16 protein-coding genes are annotated in these 17,268 nt (G+C 66.8%); 7 read left to right on the plus strand and 9 right to left on the minus strand.

The window, feature by feature from the left end; genetic code table 11:
- Positions 1–62: 62 nt before the first annotated feature.
- On the plus strand, positions 63–332 hold the full coding sequence (locus tag A6W98_RS09005) for a DUF6455 family protein (RefSeq protein WP_042460518.1): 270 nt from the start codon (positions 63–65) through the stop codon (positions 330–332).
- 5 nt (positions 333–337) lie between these two features.
- Positions 338–598 carry a DUF6455 family protein gene (locus A6W98_RS09010; protein WP_042460520.1) on the plus strand — a complete coding sequence of 87 codons (261 nt, stop codon included), beginning with the start codon at positions 338–340 and terminating at the stop codon, positions 596–598.
- 14 nt (positions 599–612) lie between these two features.
- On the opposite strand, the gene cutA is transcribed toward A6W98_RS09010, so the two are convergent.
- The 3 genes from cutA to rimO all read right to left on the minus strand — a co-directional run bounded on the left by cutA (position 613) and on the right by rimO (position 2,730).
- Positions 613–918 carry a divalent-cation tolerance protein CutA gene (gene cutA, locus A6W98_RS09015; protein ID WP_042460522.1) on the minus strand — a complete coding sequence of 102 codons (306 nt, stop codon included), beginning with the start codon at positions 916–918 and terminating at the stop codon, positions 613–615.
- 79 nt (positions 919–997) lie between these two features.
- Positions 998–1,240, minus strand: a complete 243-nt coding sequence (locus tag A6W98_RS09020; protein ID WP_042460524.1) for a hypothetical protein — start codon at positions 1,238–1,240, stop codon at positions 998–1,000.
- Between the two features lie 101 nt (positions 1,241–1,341).
- A complete protein-coding gene (rimO, locus tag A6W98_RS09025; protein WP_042460526.1) occupies positions 1,342–2,730 on the minus strand; it encodes a 30S ribosomal protein S12 methylthiotransferase RimO in 1,389 nt (462 codons plus the stop codon).
- Between the two features lie 162 nt (positions 2,731–2,892).
- Between rimO and A6W98_RS09030 the strand changes: the two genes are divergently transcribed.
- The gene (locus A6W98_RS09030) at positions 2,893–4,875 is read left to right on the plus strand and encodes an AsmA family protein (RefSeq protein ID WP_042460528.1); all 1,983 of its coding nucleotides are present in this window, start codon (positions 2,893–2,895) and stop codon (positions 4,873–4,875) included.
- 49 nt (positions 4,876–4,924) lie between these two features.
- Here A6W98_RS09030 and A6W98_RS09035 read toward each other — a convergent pair whose 3' ends face one another.
- Entirely contained in the window at positions 4,925–5,566 is a 642-nt protein-coding gene (locus A6W98_RS09035) for a GcrA family cell cycle regulator (RefSeq protein ID WP_042460530.1), read from the minus strand.
- 142 nt (positions 5,567–5,708) lie between these two features.
- On the opposite strand from A6W98_RS09035, the gene A6W98_RS09040 reads away from it, so the two are divergent.
- A complete protein-coding gene (locus A6W98_RS09040) occupies positions 5,709–6,509 on the plus strand; it encodes an ABC transporter permease (protein ID WP_042460533.1) in 801 nt (266 codons plus the stop codon).
- 32 nt (positions 6,510–6,541) lie between these two features.
- On the opposite strand, the gene trpA is transcribed toward A6W98_RS09040, so the two are convergent.
- On the minus strand, positions 6,542–7,333 hold the full coding sequence (gene trpA / locus A6W98_RS09045) for a tryptophan synthase subunit alpha (protein WP_042460536.1): 792 nt from the start codon (positions 7,331–7,333) through the stop codon (positions 6,542–6,544).
- 227 nt (positions 7,334–7,560) lie between these two features.
- On the opposite strand from trpA, the gene ychF reads away from it, so the two are divergent.
- The 3 genes from ychF (at position 7,561) to A6W98_RS09060 (ending at position 11,812) form a co-directional block, all read left to right on the plus strand.
- Positions 7,561–8,658 carry a redox-regulated ATPase YchF gene (ychF, locus tag A6W98_RS09050; RefSeq protein ID WP_042460538.1) on the plus strand — a complete coding sequence of 366 codons (1,098 nt, stop codon included), beginning with the start codon at positions 7,561–7,563 and terminating at the stop codon, positions 8,656–8,658.
- 81 nt (positions 8,659–8,739) lie between these two features.
- Entirely contained in the window at positions 8,740–9,174 is a 435-nt protein-coding gene (gene aroQ / locus A6W98_RS09055; protein WP_042460539.1) for a type II 3-dehydroquinate dehydratase, read from the plus strand.
- 124 nt (positions 9,175–9,298) lie between these two features.
- Positions 9,299–11,812 carry a cation:proton antiporter gene (locus A6W98_RS09060; RefSeq protein ID WP_042460541.1) on the plus strand — a complete coding sequence of 838 codons (2,514 nt, stop codon included), beginning with the start codon at positions 9,299–9,301 and terminating at the stop codon, positions 11,810–11,812.
- A 783-nt stretch (positions 11,813–12,595) separates the two neighbouring features.
- Here A6W98_RS09060 and A6W98_RS09065 read toward each other — a convergent pair.
- The 4 genes from A6W98_RS09065 to A6W98_RS09080 form a co-directional block, all read right to left on the minus strand.
- Positions 12,596–13,597, minus strand: a complete 1,002-nt coding sequence (locus A6W98_RS09065) for a hypothetical protein (RefSeq protein ID WP_042460543.1) — start codon at positions 13,595–13,597, stop codon at positions 12,596–12,598.
- Complete coding sequence (locus A6W98_RS09070) at positions 13,594–15,363, minus strand: hypothetical protein (RefSeq protein ID WP_042460544.1); 1,770 nt, start codon at positions 15,361–15,363, stop codon at positions 13,594–13,596. The genes A6W98_RS09065 and A6W98_RS09070 overlap by 4 nt, the downstream gene beginning before the upstream one ends.
- 166 nt (positions 15,364–15,529) lie before the next feature.
- Positions 15,530–16,540, minus strand: coding sequence for a GDP-mannose 4,6-dehydratase (locus A6W98_RS09075; RefSeq protein ID WP_042460546.1), 1,011 nt, complete (start codon positions 16,538–16,540; stop codon positions 15,530–15,532).
- A 160-nt stretch (positions 16,541–16,700) separates the two neighbouring features.
- A complete protein-coding gene (locus A6W98_RS09080) occupies positions 16,701–17,012 on the minus strand; it encodes an H-NS histone family protein (RefSeq protein WP_042460548.1) in 312 nt (103 codons plus the stop codon).
- Between the last annotated feature and the right edge of the window lie 256 nt (positions 17,013–17,268).

A 17,268-nucleotide genomic window follows, 5' to 3' on the forward strand; every position in this document is an offset into this window, starting at 1 on the left:
AAGGCGCGGAAACAGGTGCTGCGCTCTAGTGCGTTTAATTCGAACACGACAGGAGACATCCGATGTCGGGCCAAACCAAATACGACGAACACGCGCATCTGGTCGAGAAGATGGCCGAGGTGCTCGGCGTGGATCTCGACGAAGAGACCATGGCTGGCCGTTGGACCCCCGAAGACATGCAGGACAGCGTGTCCCGCTGTCTGGGCTGTACCGATCCGTCGCAATGCCGAAGCTGGCTCGGAACCCATGATGCCGGGGCCGGTGAGACGCCGGACTATTGCCGCAACAAGGATCTGCTGGAGGCGATGCGGGCACGGCTCGTGTCCGCCTGAGGTCGATGGAAGATCAGGGCAGGCTCTCGAAACATTTCTGGCTGACCCAGGGCATGGCGCGCACCATCGGGGTCAACCTCAATCACGCACTCCGGTCCGGGCAGCTGGGCCGGGGAGAATATTCCGAACTGGTCGCGCGCTGCTGCCATTGCGGCCGCGCCGAGGCCTGCATGGGCTGGATGGGCCATCAGGTCTCCGGGGCAGATTGCCCGCCCGACTGGTGTGCGGTCCGCTGTTCGCTGAAGGCGCTGAAGAAACCGGCCTGAACGGCGATCGGGCCTCAGCCGGTTTCGGTGTCGAGCCAGGCCGTGGCGCCGGGCGTGGTCTCCGCGTCTTCCCAGTGGATCACCGGCAGATCGTAGGGATGCCGCTCCTCGATAAGGGTCACGAGCGCCGGCCTGTGGGCCGCGCGGGTCTTGAAGCTCAGCAGCACTTCGGGCTCTTCCTCGATCCGGCCCTGCCAGTGGAACAGGCTGAGCACGCCCGGCAGGATATTGGCACAGGCGGCCAGCCGCTGCCCGAGCGCGGCGCGCGCGATGGCCCGGGCGGTGTCGGTATCGGGGCAGGTGGTGGTGACATGGATCATGCTGGCCTCCTCTGGCAGGTGGTGTGGCTGGGTGCAGGAGCCTTCGGGGCCGCAGTCTCGCAGGGCGCGGCCGCGATGCCTAACGCGGATTTTCCATGATGAAGTGATAGCCGCTGGAAATCGTCCAGAGCCCCGGTGGCGCGACCGGCTTCAAAAGCCGCAGCACGAGGGTGGGGGTGTCGGGAATCACTTCGGCCACATTCCAGCCCATCCTATTCTGCCCTTGCAGGATCGTGTCGAGCTTGCCGCCTGTGCTGCCGAAGACAAGCCCGATCAGCCCGCCGACAAAGCTGATCCGAACAACCGAATTGACCTTCGGCATGAGGCCCTCTTCGATGATTTGCGAATTGCAGTCATAGGTTGGGGCAGAAAATCCGCAGCGTGGGCGACGTCGCCTGACGGACCCGGCTTGCCGCCATTGGCTCAGCTCTCGAGCCGTCCCCAGAGATCGTACTCGCCCGCCTCCTCGACCTCGACCGTCACGATATCGCCCGGGGCGAGGCCTTCGGCGCCCTCGTCGATGAAGAGACAGCCGTCGATCTCGGGCGCGTCGGCCTTCGTGCGGCAGGTGGCGATGCCGTCGGCGTCGAGCTCGTCGACGATGACCTCGAGCCTGCGGCCGACCTTCGCCGCCAGCTTCGCCTCGGAAATCGCCTGGGCCTTTTCCATGAAGCGCTCCCAGCGCTCCTGCTTGATCTCGGCGGGGACATGGTCGGGCAGGGCGTTCGCGGCGGCGCCCGAGACATTCTCGTATTGAAAGCAGCCGACACGGTCCAGTTGCGCCTCGTCGAGCCAGTCGAGCAGGGTCTGGAACTCGGCCTCGGTCTCGCCCGGATAGCCGACGATGAAGGTCGAGCGCAGCGCCAGATCGGGGCAGACCGCGCGCCAGGCGGCGATCTCGTCGAGCGTTCTCGCCGCCGCCGCGGGCCGGGCCATGCGTTTCAGCGTGTCCGGGTGGGCGTGCTGGAACGGGATGTCGAGATAGGGCAGGATCAGCCCCTCGGCCATCAGCGGGATCAGCTCGCGCACATGCGGGTAGGGATAGACGTAATGCAGCCGCACCCAGATTCCGAGCGCACCCAGGTCGCGGGCGAGATCGGTGATATGCGCCCGGTGGCCCTTTTCGGTCGCGTGTTTCAGATCGACCCCGTAGGCCGAGGTGTCCTGGCTGATGACCAGAAGCTCCTTCACCCCGGCTTCGGCCAGCTTCGAGGCCTCGCGGATGACGGCATGGGCCGGACGCGAGGCGAGCCTGCCGCGCATGTCTGGAATGATGCAGAAGCGGCAGTGGTGATTGCAGCCCTCGGAAATCTTCAGATAGCTGTAATGGCGCGGCGTCAGGCTGACACCCGAGGCGGGCAACAGGTCCACGAACGGGTCGGGCGCGGGCGGTACCGCGGCATGCACCGCGTCCAGCACCTGTTCGTATTGATGCGGGCCCGTGACCGCCATCACCGTCGGATGGGCGCCGGTGATGTAGCCCGGTTCGGCGCCGAGGCAGCCGGTGACGATCACCCGGCCGTTTTCCTTCAGCGCCTCGCCGATGGCGTCCAGGCTCTCGGCCTTTGCGCTGTCGAGAAAGCCGCAGGTATTCACGATCACCGCATCCGCGCCCGCGTAATCGGGCGAGATCGCATAGCCCTCGGCCCGGAGCCGGGTCAGGATCCGTTCGCTGTCGACCAGCGCCTTGGGGCAGCCCAGGCTGACCATGCCGATGGTCGGCTGGCCCGGGCGGGCAGGATCGGCGATCCGGGCGCGGGGGGCCAGGTCGGGGCGGAGGTCGGGCGGGTTCGGCGATCGGGGATCGGACATGATTGCGTGCCTATACGCCAGCGCGCGCGGTCTGGAAAGACGTTGCCGATGTTACCTTCCCTGTAACTGGGGCTTGTCACCGGGTCTTTTTACGGCGGCTTGTTGCGGGCGGGCGGGAGGCCTAGGCTTGCCGAAACGAAATCATGTGCAAGCGAGGGTCCGATGCGCTGGATGATCCGGGGACTTCTGGTGGTGGTGGTTCTGGTGGGGCTTGGGGGCGCTCTGGTGCTGCTGATGCCGACCGACAGGGTGGCGCGGCTGGCCGCCGATCAGGTCGAGAAGGCAACCGGCCGCGTGCTGACCATCTCGGGCGGGGTGCGGCCCTCGCTCTGGCCGGAAATCGGCGTCGAGACCGGGGCGGTGAGCCTTGCCAATGCCGACTGGTCCGATCAGGGGCCGATGCTCTCGGCCGAAGGGCTGGCGGTCGGCATCGACCTCGCCCGGCTGCTGCGCGGTGAAATCGCGGTGCGCGAGGTCGCGGTGATCGCGCCGCACATCCTGCTGGAGCGCCGGGCCGACGGCCGCGGCAACTGGCAGTTCGACCGGGCCGAAAGCGCGCCCGCGCCGGAGGCGGCCCCGAGCTCGGCGACTGACGAACCGCGTCAGGGCGCCCTTGCGGGCTTCACGCTCGACCGGGGCCGGATCTCAGATGGCGCGCTTGTCTATCTCGACCATGCCAGCGATGCGCGGACCGAGCTTGCGGATGTCGATGCGGAGCTGACGCTGCCCGACCGTGGCGGGCCGGGCGATCTGAGCCTCAAGGCGCTGCTGAACGGGCAGGAGGTCAGCCTTTCGGCCCGAATCGCCCGGGCAACGGCGCTGGTCGACGGAGAGCAGACGCGGGTGACGCTCGATGCGGCGGTGGGTCAGGCGAGCCTTGCCTTCGACGGAGAGGCGGGGCTGGCGCCGCCCACGGCCGAGGGCAAGCTTTTCGCCGATGTCTCGGATCTGCGCGCGATCTCCGCGGCAGCCGGGATCGCACCGCCCGACCTGCCTGCCGGCGTCGGTCAGCGGCTGGTGCTGGAGGGGCGCGTGGCCCTCACGCCCGACGGCGCGATCCGGTTCGACCAGGCCAGTTTCCGGCAGGATGGCAACACGATCTCGGGCGATGCCGAATTCGTGCCCGGCGCGCGGCCCCATCTCGAGGCCAGGCTCTCGGCCGGAACGCTCGACCTGTCGCCCTTCGTGGCGTCCGGCGGTGGCGGTGCGGGGAAGGGGGGCGCCGGGGCAGCTTCGCAGGCCTCTCCGGCGGGCTGGTCGACAGCCCCGATCGATGTCGGCTGGATGGGCGCGCTCGATGCCGAGATCGGCCTCGATGCCGAGGCGCTCGACTTCGGCAAGGTGCGGCTGGGGCCGGTGCGGCTGGGTGCAAGGCTGGAGGATTCGACGCTTTCGGGCGATCTGCACGAATTGCAGGCCTATGCGGGCAATGTGACCGGCAGTTTCGAGGTTGATGGCCGGGACGGGCTGTCGCTGGACGCCGATCTCGACATCGCGGGCGTGGCGGCCGAGGCGCTGCTGCGCGACATGGCCGGTTTCGACCGGCTGCAGACCTCGGCCGATCTGCAGCTTGCGCTGCAGGCGTCGGGCCGGTCGGTTGCGGCGCTGATGGGCTCGCTTTCGGGCGGCGGCGCGTTCGATTTCGGCCGCGGCGAGTTCCGCGGGCTCGATCTGGCTGGCATGCTGGTCAATCTCGACCCGTCCTATATGGGGGCGGGGGCCAAGACGATTTTCGACTCGATCTCGGCGAGCTTCACTCTCGATGGGGGCGTGCTCTCGAATTCCGATCTCAGGATTGCGGCGCCCCTTGTCGCGGCAGCGGGGCGTGGCCGTGTCGATATCGGCGCTCGCGACCTCGACTACACTCTGGTTCCGAGCGCTTTGCGGGGGGCTGGGAATGGCGGGATCAGCGTGCCGCTTCGGATCACCGGTCCCTGGGCGGCGCCGAGCGTTCGGCTCGATGCCGGGGCCATGGCCGAGGAGCGCCTGAAACAGGAGCGCGAGACGCTGGAGCGGAAGGCGCGCGAGCGGGCCGCCGACGAGCTGGGGGCGAAGGCCGACGAGGGCGAAAGCCTCGAGGATGCGGCCAAGCGGCGGCTTGGCGAAGAGGCCGCGAAAGGGCTGAAGAATCTGTTCGGAGATTGACGGGCCCAAAGCTTCGGCGCCCCTCGGGGGCGCCGAAGGGGGCGGTCGTTCAGCGCTTGCGGTCGCGCCGCGCGCTCATCGGCTGGAAGGCCACGCCGACATGGGCCTCGCAATAGGGTTTGCCCTGCTGCACCGGCAGGCCGCAGAACCAGAAGTCGTCGGTTGCCGGGTCGCCGATCGGCCATTTGCAGGTGCGTTCGGTCAGCTCCATCAGCGTCAGCCGCTTGGCGGTCTTCTCGACCTCGCGCACCGAGGCCAGGGTTTCCGGGCTGATCTCGTTGGCGGAGGGTTGCGGCGGCAGCGGCTGGCCCGCGGGCACGATGGCCTTGCGGGAGGCTGTCGGCGTCGGGGCGGCGTCTTGCGGCTCCGGCGCGGCGGCGGCCGGCCGGCTTTCAGGCGGGACCGGAGCCTGGGCCGCCGGGGTCTGGGCCGTCGCGGCGGCCGGCGCCGCGGCCGGGCTGGCCTCGGGCTTCGGCGCGGGCTTTTCCTTGGCGGCCGGTGCGGCGGTGCCCGCAGCGGGGGCCGGGCGTGCCGGGGCGGCGCCCGCGCGGTTCGACAGCCCCAGCCGATGCACCTTGCCGATGACCGCGTTGCGGGTCACACCACCCAGTTCCTTGGCGATCTGGCTCGCCGACTGGCCCTCGGCCCACATGCGTTTCAGCGTTTCGACACGTTCATCCGTCCAGGACATGATATTCCCTTGGCTCGCGGCGGCTTCCCGGCCCGGGTCAGTGGCCCGGGACCTGCCGCCTTGGAGAAATCCGACAAGGCCCTATTCTAATCCGGGCGGGTTCGGGGATACAAGCGGAAGGCTTATGAAGGAGACAGGACGGATGAACGCAACCGGGATGGGGGTGCGCCGCTTCGGACAAGTCAACTGGCTGGGGCTTTACACGCTGAGCGGGCGGGAAATTCAGCGGTTCCTTGCGGTCTGGAGCCAGACGCTTGCCGCGCCGCTGGCGACGGCGGGGCTGTTTCTGGGCGTCTTCTCGCTGGCGATAGGGCCGTCGCGGGGCGATGTGATGGGGGTGCCCTTCGTGCAGTTCCTGGCGCCCGGCATCCTGATGATGACGGTGATCCAGAACGCCTTCGCCAATACGTCTTCGTCGATCCTGATCTCGAAGGTGCAGGGCAATATCGTCGACACGCTGATGCCGCCGCTGTCGCCGGGCGAGTTGCTGGCGGGCTATACCGCGGGGGGCGTGGCCCGCGGGCTTCTGGTCGCCGTTGCGGTCGGGCTGCTGATGCTGACGGTGCTGGGGATGGGAGTGGCCCATCCGGTCTGGGCGCTGGTCTTCGTGCTTCTGGGCTCGGCTTTTCTTTCGGCGCTGGGGATCATGGCTGCGATCCTCGCCAACAAGTTCGACCAGATGGCGGCGATCACGAATTTCATCATCACGCCGCTGAGCTTCCTGTCGGGGACCTTCTACTCGATCGAGCGGCTGCCGCTGGGAATGCAGATCGCGACCCATGCGAATCCGGTCTTCTACCTGATCGACGGGGTACGCTACGGCATCATCGGCCGGTCGGACAGCTCGCCCTGGCTCGGGCTCGGGGTCTGCACATTGGCCACGGCACTGGTCATGGCGCTGTGCTGGCACTGGTTCCGGACCGGCTACCGGATGAAGGCCTGAGCCGCCCGAGGGGCGGCCAGGGCTTGTCCGGCTCAGGCGCTGTGCGCGCCGTCGGCAAGGGTCTTCACATAGGCCAGGATCTCGGCCACCGGTTTCTTTTCCTCGACCAGCTTGACGATGGCAGATCCGACAACGGCGCCATCGGCGACCGCCGCCATCGCGCGGGCGTTTTCGGGGCTGCGGATGCCGAAGCCCACGATCACCGGCAGATCGGTCTTGGCCTTGATCCGGGCGATCTCGGGGGCGACATCCGCGGCCTCTGCCGCCGCTGCCCCGGTGATGCCGGTGATCGAGACGTAATAGACGAAGCCGCCGGTGTTCCGCAGCACCCTGGGCAGGCGCCTGTCATCGGTCGTGGGCGTGGCCAGCCGGATGAAGTCGAGCCCGGCGGCCTGGGCGGGCAGGCAAAGCTCGGTATCCTCCTCGGGCGGCAGGTCGACCACGATCAGCCCGTCGATGCCGGCCTCTTTCGCCTCACCCAGAAAGCGCTCGACCCCGCGCGAATGGATCGGGTTGAAATAGCCCATCATCACGATCGGCGTGCTGTCGTCCCCGGCGCGGAAGGCGCGGGCCAGTTCGAGGGTCTTCTGCAGGGTCTGGCCGCCCTCGAGCGCGCGCTGGCCTGCCAGCTGGATCGTCGGGCCGTCGGCCATCGGATCGGTGAAGGGCAGGCCCAGCTCGATGATGTCGACGCCGGCCGCGGGCAGGCCCTTCACGATATCGAGCGATGTGGCATAATCGGGGTCGCCCGCCATCACGTAGGCCACGAAGGCCTTGCGGTTCTCCGCCTTAAGCGCGGCGAATTTGGCGTCGATGCGGGTCATGGGCGTCCTCCGGGTGGTTCCGAAGCGGTTTGGGCCAGGAAAAGACGAAAATCAATGGGCCGTTTGGTCGTCGCGGGGGCCGGGACGAGGCGGGGACGGACCGACCGAAGGGTCGGCGGCAATTCTTCGTCGAAGAATTGTGGGTCCCGCGCGGCGACCATGCCGCTTGACGGGCGGGGGCCCGGCCTCCTACATGCGGCCGGACCAAAGCCAGGAGAGACGCGATCATGGGCTTCAAGACCGGCATCGTCGGCCTGCCGAATGTGGGCAAATCGACGCTTTTCAATGCGCTGACCCGCACGGCTGCGGCGCAGGCGGCGAATTTCCCGTTCTGCACCATCGAGCCCAATGTGGGCGAGGTCGCCGTGCCCGATCCGCGTCTCGACCGGCTTGCCGAGATTGCGGGGTCGAAGCAGACCATCCCGACCCGCATGACCTTTGTCGACATCGCGGGGCTGGTGAAGGGTGCTTCGAAGGGCGAGGGGCTCGGCAACCAGTTCCTGGCCAATATCCGCGAATGCGACGCCGTCGCCCATGTGCTGCGCTGCTTCGAGGATGGCGACGTCACCCATGTCGAGGGCCGGGTCGATCCGGTCGCCGATGCCGAGGTGATCGAGACCGAGCTGATGATCGCGGACATGGAATCGATCGAGAAGCGGTTGCAGGGCCTGGTGCGCAAGGTGCGGGGCGGCGACAAGGAGGCGGTCCAGCAGGAGCGTCTGCTGAAGGTCGCGCTGGCGGCGCTGAACGAGGGCCGTCCCGCCCGCAGCGTCGAGATCGCCGAGGACGATGAGAAAGCCTGGAGCATGCTGCAGCTTCTGACCTCGAAGCCGGTGCTCTATGTCTGCAACGTCTCCGAGGAGGAGGCCGCGAGCGGCAATGCCTTCTCGCGGGCCGTGGCCGCGATGGCCGAGGCCCAGGGCGCGGCCAGCGTGGTGATCTCGGCCAAGATCGAGGAGGAGATCAGCCAGCTCGACGCGGAGGAGGCCGAGGTCTTCCTCGGGGAGATGGGGCTTGAGGAGGCCGGGCTCGACCGGCTGATCAAGGCGGGTTACACGCTTCTGGATCTTGAGACCTATTTCACCGTGGGGCCGAAGGAGGCGCGGGCCTGGACCATTCCGGTGGGCACCTCGGCCCCGAAGGCCGCGGGGGTCATCCATGGCGATTTCGAGCGCGGCTTCATCCGGGCCGAGACCGTCGCCTTCGACGATTACATCGCCTGTGGCGGAGAGCAGGGGGCCAAGGACGCGGGCAAGATGCGCGCCGAGGGCAAGGGCTATGTCGTTCAGGACGGCGACGTGATGCATTTCCTGTTCAACGCCTGAGGCCCGGGCCTGCGGACCGGGCTTTCCGCGCGGTCCGGGACGGGCTAGAGAGGCGGGGTCGCGGTCCCGGAGGAGCTTGCCGTGAAGACGATCTATGTCCTGAACGGACCCAACCTGAACCTGCTCGGTCAACGCGAGCCCGAGATCTACGGGCGCGAGACGCTGGCCGATGTCGAGGCATCCTGCGCCCGGGTCGCTGCCGGGGCAGGGATGGAGATCCGCTTTCTGCAGTCGAACCATGAGGGCGCGCTTGTCGACTGGATCCACGAGGCGCGGCAGGCGGCGGTGGGGATCGTCATCAACCCGGCCGCCTTCACCCATAGCTCGGTGGCGATTCTCGATGCGCTGAACGCCTTCGAGGGGCCGGTGATCGAAGTTCATATCTCGAATGTGCACAGGCGCGAGCCGTTCCGCCACCGCTCTTATGTCTCGTTGCGCGCCGATGGCGTGATTGCCGGATGCGGCGTCGAGGGCTACGAGCTTGCGCTGAAACGGATCGCCACCCTGCTGGGCTGAGACCGGCATCGCCGGGTCCGGGGGCGCGTCGGGGCCGGTGCCTGCGACCCGCTGCGTCATGGCGTCCGGGCGGCCCGGGCCCGTGCCGAGTTTTCACCGCTTCAGTTTCCGCTATGTCTGAGCCATGGACATCATATTACTGACCACGATCGTGGCCTGTCTCTTTCTTGTCATCGGCGCCAGCGAGCCGCTGGCCGCACGGTTGCGCCTGCCCTATGCGGTGATCCTCGCCGCCCTTGGTATCCTCGTCGGGGGCGGCGCGATCTTCTTTCTGCGAACCGATCTGACCGATGCCCTGAACCCGGTGGCCGAGGCGATCCTGGGTCTGCCGATCCGGTCGAACGTGTTTCTCTATGTCTTCCTGCCAACCCTGCTGTTTCAGGTCACGCTTGGCATGAACCTCCGGCGGATGCTCGACGACTGGGTTCCGATCCTCGTGCTGGCGGTGGTCGCGGTGGTGGTGGCGACGCTGTCGGTGGGCTATGCGCTTGCCTTCGCCTCGGCGCTGCCGATCGCGGTGTGCTTTCTCGTCGGGGCCATCGTCTCGACCACCGACCCTTCGGCCGTGGTCGGCATTTTCCGCTCGATCTCGGCGCCACGCCGGCTGGCGCGGATCATCGAGGGCGAGAGCCTTCTGAACGACGCCGCCGCCATCGCGCTGTTCGGGCTGTTCATCGGCTTCGTGATGCTCGGCGTGCCCGACCCGACGCTCTCGGATGCGCTGACGCAGGTCCCGGTGCTGGTCGCGGGGGGCGTGCTGGCGGGCTGGGTTGCGGCCCGGGTCGCGCTCTGGATCATGGCGCTGGTCGCCCGGTTCGAACTGGCGCAGATCACGGTCTCGGTGGCGCTGCCCTATCTGGCCTATATCGTGGCAGAGCAGATTGTCGGCGCCTCGGGCGTGATCGCGGTGGTGACGGCGGGACTGACGCTGAACCTGACCGGGCCGGGCCGGCTGACGCCGGTTGCGATGACCAAGCTTCGCGAGGTCTGGGACCTGCTTGCGCATTGGGCCGGAGCGCTGATCTTCGTGCTGGCGGCGCTGCTGATCCCGCGGCTTCTGGAAGAGCTGCGGCTTGAGGATCTCAAGCTTGTGGCGGTGGTGGTGGCGGCCGCGATCGCGGCGCGGGCCGTGATCCTGTTCGGGCTGATGCCGCTTCTGTCGGCGCTGAAGTTGTCGCCCATGGTCGAGCGGCCCTATCGCGTCGCCATCCTCTGGGGCGGGTTGCGCGGCGCGGTGACACTGGCGCTGGCGCTGGCGGTGACCGAAAGCCTGCGGGTGCCGGGCGAGGCCAAGCGCGTGGTCGGCATTCTCGCCACCGGTTTCACCCTCTTCACGCTGATCGTGCAGGGGACGACGCTGCGCTGGGTGATCGGGCGGCTCGGGCTGGCCCGGCTTTCGCCGCTCGACCAGGCGCTGTCGAACCAGGTGGTGGCGGTCTCGCTGCAGACCGTGCGCGAGGATGTGGCGCGCACCACCGGGAACTACAATCTGAGCCATGATATCGTCCGTTCCGAGGCCAAACGCTTCGGCGAAAGGCTTGACGAGGCGGTGAAGGCGGCCGAGGCCGAGGCGCCGATCCTCGACCGCGACCGGGTCACACTGGGGCTGATCGCGCTGGCCGGGGCCGAGCGGGATGCCATTCTCGACCGGATCCGCGACCGCACCATGTCGACGGGGCTGACCGATCGGATTCTCTCGAATGTCGACCGGTTGATCGAAGGCGCGCGCTCGGGCGGGCGCACAGGCTATGTGCGCGCCTCGAAGGCCAGCACCGGTTATGGCCGCACCTTCCGGCTGGCGGTGGTTCTGAGCAATCGGCTGGGGGTTTCTGCGCCACTGGCCCGGATGACGGCCGACAGGTTCGAGATCCTGCTGTCGCAGCGGCTGATCCTGCGCGATCTGAGCGGCTTCATCGACGGCCGCATCCGGCGGATTCACGGTCGCCGGGTGGCCGACCTGCTGCACGAGCTTCTGGCCCGTCGCAGCGAGGCGGTCGAGACCGCGTTGGACGGTCTCCGGCTGCAATATCCGGGCTATGCCGAGGAACTCGAACGCCGCTTCATCCGCCGGACCGCGCTGCGGCTGGAAGAGCGCGAATATCTCGCGATGCGCGAGGATGGGCTGATCGGGGCCGAGCTGCATGCCGCGCTGATGCAGGACATCGCCCGGCGCCGGACAGAGGCCGAAGAGCGGCCGCGGCTCGACCTGGCGCTGCGCAAGGCCGATCTGGTGCGGCGCCTTCCGCTTTTCGCCGATCTCGACGAGCCTGCGCTTCGGCGGTTGGCGCGCTCGCTGTTGACCCGGCATGTGAACCCGGGCGAGGTGATCTTCCGCAAGGACATGCCCGCCAAGAGCGTGTTCTTCATCGCCACCGGCGCGGTCGAGATGGAGACGGCGGGCCAGACCGTGCGGCTCGGCCGGGGCGAGATGTTCGGGCAGATGTCGATGCTGTTGCAAAAGCCCCGGCGCGCCGAGGCGCGGGCGATCGCGCCCTCGACGCTTCTGTTCCTGGACGAATTGCGGTTTCGCAAGCTGCTGTCGCGCAGCCCGACGATCCGCGCGGCGGTGCGTGACAGCGCCCTACGGCGTGGCATCTCTCCCGACACGATCCTGCCGGGCGAGGCGCAGGCGGGCTGATGTCCGGAGCCCCCCGTTCTTCCGGATCAGACCGGGGGCGCAGGGATCCGGGAGAAGGCCGCGCGGCGTCTGTCCTGCGCGCCGAGGGCACAGGCGAGGATATGGTGCGCGGGGGGGGCGTCGCTGGAGTTTCTGAAGCGGCCGTCAGCGCGCGTTTTCAGGCTATGGCAACGGGGGGCGATGGCGCGCTCTCACAGGTCATGGCGATAGGAGGCGGCGCCATCGCCCGATACAGATGATCTCTGCGAGGCCGGGGAAACCGTCTGCGGCTTTGTCTTGGCGGATGCCCTCTTCTTCAGCTTTTTGAAGCGACGTCCGACCCTGTCGCGCCGTTTTTGGTGGCGATATCGGCGGCCTTGGGCCCCTTTCGGGGCTTGTGCCCCTGGCAACAGCGGTGAGGCGCTCGATGGCCCTCCGGGGGAGGAGCGCTTGAGCAGCGGAAAGCCGTCCTTTGGGGCCGATACCCTAGCAGGCTGCTGAAAAAGTCATGAGACGAAGGCGTTGGTGTCAGAATACCCCATTCACGGCTTCTCTCGTTGCATTGCACGGGGTGGGCGCCGATGAATTTGACGACAATGGTCGCCGCAAGACGTTTTTCAGCGGCCTGCTAGAACGAGGGGATTGCGGAGGCGGCGGGTCGAGGCGGGGGCGGCCCGGCGGCGCTTCCTTCCGGAGAGAGGTTCTCTGTGAACTGTTGAAGGGGGCGGCTGCACAGGCCGGATCGAAACCCGGGCCTGGCGTCAATATCGCGGGCGGAAGAGGGGCGATCCTCCGAGGGCGTCGTCAGTTCAGCGTCTTGCAGCAGCGGAAGCCGAGGTGATAGTTTTCATGGCTGGCGGGGCTCATGACGCGGGTGCCGTGCCAGAACGGAGCGCGCCAGCGGCACCAGTCTGGATGCGCGCGATATTTGTCCCAGATGAACCAGGACCCCTTCATTTCGGTCACCCCGAGCCGCGTGCTGCCGGCGCTTGCCATCTGGTCCGGCGCGAGCGGCAAATTCATGTGCTCGGCCGCATTGCCGTTGATGTCATAGATCTGAAGCGGACTTTTGCAATTGGCGAAGCTGCCGGTCGGATAGGTGTTCGACCCGCAATTGCCGAAGCCGCCGCCCGGGCAGGACGGGCTTTTGACGCTGTTCTGGGCGCATATTCCGCTTCGGAAGGCGGGGCCGTAGCTCCAACCGGCGCTGCTCTTGTATTTCGCGTTATGGGCCGTGCGCATCCGGCCGACGGCGCTCGAGGCGGACAGGCCGCGGGCCAGGTCGAACCGGTAATCGGGCGGCTCCAGAGCCCCGGCGCAGGCGCCTTCCCATTCATGCGCGTCGCAAAGGCGCTTTCCCTCGGCGGCGCAAATCTCGGCGGCCTCCTTGGCCTTCACCCAGACCACCGGATAGCTGCAGGGAATGCCGGGATATTCGAACTGGTCGATGCAGGCTTTCGCGTCTTCCGGCCGCTCGCTGCGCGGGTCGTAAAGCGGCGCCATGTAGCGGGCGCCACAGATCCTCTCGAACCGCTTGTCGGCGTAATGCGCCAGTGCATTGCCGCCGACGCGGGCATTGCAGGCCTCGCGGGTCATGGCGTGACGCGTGATCGCGGGATTGCCCTGTCCGATAACCGCCGAGCGGGCGAAGATCGCTTCGATCCGGGTGATCGCGGCCGAGCTGACACCGCGGGCTGATTGCATTTCGCGAAACATCTGGGCATTGGCCTGGGACAGGGTCTGAGACATCGCCGGGGAGGCGATCACGGCGGCGCAGAGCGCCAGCAGGCCCAGGCGGCGGGTCATCTTGGAGGCTCCTTGCGCATGAGGTAGAAGAAATCGCGGTTGTCGGGAAAGCCGATGAAACGCGGGATCGGGCGGCCATCGCGGCTTTTCTCGTCGATCCGGCTCATGCCGGCGACCAGATGGCGGGTATCGAGCCCGCCTGCCTTGCCGGGAGTGTAAAGCGCCATATAGGTATGCTCGAGCGCGTTCATGTCGAGCAGCATGGCATAGTCGCAGCCATAGGCCTGGAAGGTGCGCGCCATGGCCGATGGCGTGGCTGTCGAGAACCAGCCATAGATCAGGAAGGTTCGTCCCGCGGCGGTCTTCATGCAGGCGCCCGCGCGCAGCGTCCTGAGATCGGCATTGGCCGATCCCGACCAGTTGCCTGCCCCCCATTGGCGGACCAGCGGCCCGACGATGCCCCTGCCGGTCGTGGCGTCGCGCTCGATGATCGGCACGCCGTTCTGCCGGGCAAAGCGGATCTGCGGCAGCAGCGCGTTGTCGGCCTCGGTCCAGGTCTTCATGCCGATTGTGCCATCGTCGAGCACGTAAAGGGTCGACAGATCGGGTTGCAGGCTGCTGAGCACGGTCCCGTGAACGACAAAGCCGTAATGGTGGCCGTTATTGAACCTCGCCATCGGGCCGAAGCGAAAGGCGCCGTGGTCGCGCTTGAAGCCGCCGGTGAAGGTCGCGGCGACACGGCGGGCCTCTTCGGGATTGATCATTCCAACGGTCGCCAGCGGACGCGCGGTGTCAAAGCCGTCCGGGCCGGGAAGCGACCAGTTTCGGCCCGGGCCGGAGGGGCGCGACGACCAGTCGAGACGGGGATGTTCGGTGCCCGTCTCGTAGCCGATGTCGAAATGCGTCATGTCGAAGGCCACGAGATAGACATCGGCGCGGCCCTCGATGCCGTCGAGCCCGTTGGCTTCGCCGCGGCGCCTGAGGATTTCGGGCGCGATCATGCGCGGCTGAAGCGCGGAGGCATAGATGCCGGGGGCGCCGCCTATGGCGTACCACGCCCCCATCTCCATGCGTTTTGGCGTGGCGCCGACGAGATCGAAGGTCATCGTTGTATACATGACCGGGAAATCGCGCAGCGCGGCCCGGCCCAGCAGGCGGTCGACCGCGCCGGGATCGGCCCCCGCCAGCAGCTGGCCGCTGGCCAGATAGCGGTCCTTGTAGAGCGTGTCCTTGACGAGGCCGACGAGGGATTCGCCGAACCAGAGATTGTCGCGCAGGAATTCTGCCGTGCGTTCGAGATTGGTGCGTGCGCCCGAGACCGGGTTGCGCAGATAGAGACGCGCATCGCAAAGCGGCGCGAAGGGCAGGCCCGAGGCCCTGGCATCGGAAAGCTCCGGCGTTGCGACCGCCCAGGGGCGGCATTTGATCTGCGCCTGTCCTTCCGTCAGCAGGATTGCCGGTGCCGGATCGTCGCTGAGAGAGACATCCCGCGTGAGCGGTGCGGGGTTTTCCAGATGATAGGTTTCGGGCTGTCGGCCGGGGCGCTCAATCTCCAGCAGGAACCAGCCATTGGCATGGGGATTGAGCGAGATGAGCGTGAGCCGGGTGCCGTCGCGCGACAGCGCGCTTTGCGACGCCCGGAGCCCCTGCAATTCGATCACCGATTTCGGACGCGGGGCGCGGGCATCGGCATTCTGGAGCGCAAGCCGGACCGCACCGGGATGCGGGATCGTCTGGCCGGGCAGCGAGGCGGGCGGCAGGGCCAGACAAACCGCCCAGGCGAGGGCTCGGAAGCTTTGTGTGGCGATCTGAATAAACGCGGTCATGATGTCGTCTTAGGCAATCGCCATAAAGAAACAGTATGCGCAGATCCGGAATATCGCGGAGCCGGAGGCCTTTCCGTTTGCAAGGTAACCATGGGGCCGCAAGCCCGGCAAGGGGCTATGGCAGGTCCATGCTTGTTTCGATTTGTTTTGCCGGGAAATGCGAGCTTCAGGTCGCGTAATGGCTGCGGAACCAGGAGACGAATCCGGCCACCCCGTCGCGCATCGGGGTTTGCGGGCGATAGCCGGTCAGGCGTTGCAACAGGGACGCATCCGCCCAGGTTGCGGGCACGTCGCCGGGCTGCATTTCCATGTAGTTGCGGATTGCCTTGACGCCGAGCTCGGATTCGAGGGCGTCGATGAAGTCGAGCAGGCGCACCTTTTCCGAATTGCCGATATTCACGACCCGAAACGGTGCGACCGGGCTGAGGCTGTCGCCCTCCGGAACCTGCCCGTCGGCGGGGCGTTCGGGGACCGCGTCCATCAGAAGGCGAATGCCGCGCACCAGGTCGAGGACATAGGTGAAGTCCCGATACATGTCGCCGTGATTGTAGATGTCTATGGGCTCGCCCTTCACGATGCGGCTGGCGAATTTGATCGGCGCCATGTCGGGACGGCCCCAGGGGCCATAGACGGTGAAGAAGCGGAACATCGTCGTCGGCAGATCGTGCAGATGGGCATAGGCATGGCCCATCGCCTCGGTGGCTTTCTTGGTCGCCGCATAGATCGTCAGCGGCAGGTCTGCCTTCTGGGTTTCGGTGAAGGGCATGTCGGTATTGGCGCCATAGACCGAGGAGGTGGAGGCCATCATCAGGTGGCTGACGTTGTGTCGCCGGGCGGCCTCCATCAGGTTGAAGGTCCCGACGAGGTTCGAGTCGATATAGGCGCGGGGGTTCTCGAGGCTGTAGCGGACACCGGCCTGTGCCGCGAGATGCACGATGATGTCGGGGTCACAGGCATCGACCGCCGCCGAGAGAGCGGGGTCGTCCTCGAGCATCGCCTCGGTCATCGTGAAGCCCGGTCGGCCCTCCAGCAGGGCCAGGCGGCGGCGCTTGAGCGAGATGTCGTAATAATCGGTCATGCCGTCGAAGCCATGCACGATCATGCCTTCGGACAGCAAAAGGTCGGCGAGGTGGAAGCCGATGAAGCCGGCGGTGCCGGTGATGAAAACGCGGGTCATGAGATGCCTTCCCGGAACGGGGGTGATGGCGTTTATCTAAAGCGCGGCGGCCGGAAGGGAAAGGCCGGGCATTCATTCGCGAAAAGGAAGGGGGGCCGATGGGACGGCGAAGCCCCGGGGTGGGCGCCAATGCGTGGCGCGGCCCCCGGGGGAAAAGGGATCATGCGATCGCAAAATCCTCGAGGCTGGCGCCTTTCGACAGGGCTTCTTCAAGCCAGCGCGGACGACGCCCGCGACCACTCCAGGTTTCGGTGGGATTCTCGGGGTTGCGGTATTTCGCGACCGGTTTCACACGGCGCGACTTCTTGCCGATGATCTCGTCGAGAGAAAACCCCATTTCTTTTGCGGTCGCTTCGAGAACCGCCTTGGCCTTTGCCTTCTCGCGGTCATGGAACGATGCGATTGCGCCGTCGATGTCCTTGCGGAGGTCTTTCAGCTCCTTGAGGGTAAGCGTTTCCAGGTCTTTTGCCATTTCTATTGTCCTTGAGTCGAGTGGGGGGCATTTGTTAGCCATCTGCAATGGCGCGACTTTGTACCGATTGAGTGCTTTTGCCAAGGGCGAAAGGACGCTTTGTCACATCTTTTAATCCCGGCATGTGCATTCGCCTAGGTTAATACCTGTGTTTCTTCGTTTCGGGGTTATCGTTCGAGGGGAAGGGCAATGTCAAATACCGCAAACTCTACGAAAGTTCCGCCTTTTGGAACTGTTTCACCTCGCGGCTGATGCG

It is taken from the genome of Rhodovulum sulfidophilum DSM 1374 (assembly GCF_001633165.1).
Lineage (GTDB): Bacteria > Pseudomonadota > Alphaproteobacteria > Rhodobacterales > Rhodobacteraceae > Rhodovulum > Rhodovulum sulfidophilum.